The organism is Streptococcus sp. HMSC061D10 (genome assembly GCF_001808865.1).
Lineage (GTDB): Bacteria > Bacillota > Bacilli > Lactobacillales > Streptococcaceae > Streptococcus.
This window is the reverse complement of sequence record NZ_KV795004.1, coordinates 1-1,259: the sequence shown is the minus strand read 5'-3', so window position 1 is coordinate 1,259 and position 1,259 is coordinate 1. Positions and strand designations below refer to the sequence as shown.

General features: G+C 37.7%; 1 pseudogene. It reads left to right on the top strand.

The window, feature by feature from the left end:
- Positions 1–1,259: pseudogene (locus tag HMPREF2728_RS02605) on the top strand (matrix-binding protein); the annotation flags it as partial.

The window sequence follows — 1,259 nt, the reverse complement described above, 5'->3', positions numbered from 1 at the left end:
TAAAGCAAATGTTATCTCTACTGAAACACCTGCAACAGCTACAGCTCCAGCAGTCATTACTTATAGAGGTACACCAGCAGCGACAGATGGTTTGAAACCAGAAGTCTTAGAAGCAGCGACTAAAGGCGAAAATCCAAAAGGTATGGTTCTAGGCTGGCGTTATGCAACTGCAACGGATGCTGATGGTGCATTTATTGAGAATAAAGCAGTAGGTTCTTCAACTGCCACTGATCCAGGTGCATTCCGTGTCGTACTTAAGGCACAAAGTCAAAAATATGACATTGCAACTCCAACCGAAAAAGTTACGGTAGCAGATCCAGCTAATGTAACAGAAGCTGAACTAGGCAAAATCAAAGAGAAACTACAACTTGAGTACTCTAAAACCAATGATGATGCTAACTTAGCAGACCAAAAAGGTAAAGCTGTAGCTGATAAAGATGGTAAGATTCAATCAGTCACAAAAGATGCTGATGGAAATCTTGTTGTAACCTACACAGATGGTTCTCAAGATAAAAAACCATTATCAGAATTTGTAACCAAAGCTCCAACTGTTGAACTTCCATACTCAAATCAAGAACATAAACAAATCTATGTTTATACAGGTGAAAACACTGACTTGACATTTAAAGCGGCAGATGATACTGCTGTTAAAGATATGTATGTACGTGGTCCTGGTGGTATTGGAGAGGATAATACAGCAAGATACGGTTTTACAACTGGAAAAATAGAGAATTCGGCTGTTACGCATGGTGATGGTACTGTATCAGGTGCTACAGCTACTATTAAGATGACTGGTGTTACAACACTTAAAGCTCCAAACAGATGGACAAGTTTTGTTGTTGCTAACGACAATGATAATGCACCATCAAATACAGATTTTAATGCATTAGATAAAAATCCGAATGCAACTCAGACACCAGGATATGTTCAATTCATCGTTAAATCTCAAACAGATAAGTACGATATTGCAACTCCAGCTCCAGCTGATAAAGTTGAGGTAGCAGATCCAACCAATGTAACAAACGATGACTTAGATAAAATCAAAGAAAAACTTCAACTTGAGTACAATAAGAAAAATGATGATGCAAACATCTCAAAAGATTCTCCAGTTGATAAAAATGGTAAGATTCAATCAGTCACAAAGGATGATCAAGGAAATCTTGTAGTAACCTATACAGATGGTTCTAAAGATACAAAACCATTGACAGAATTTGTAACTAAAAAACCAACAACACCAGATACAGAAGCCCCAGCGAAAC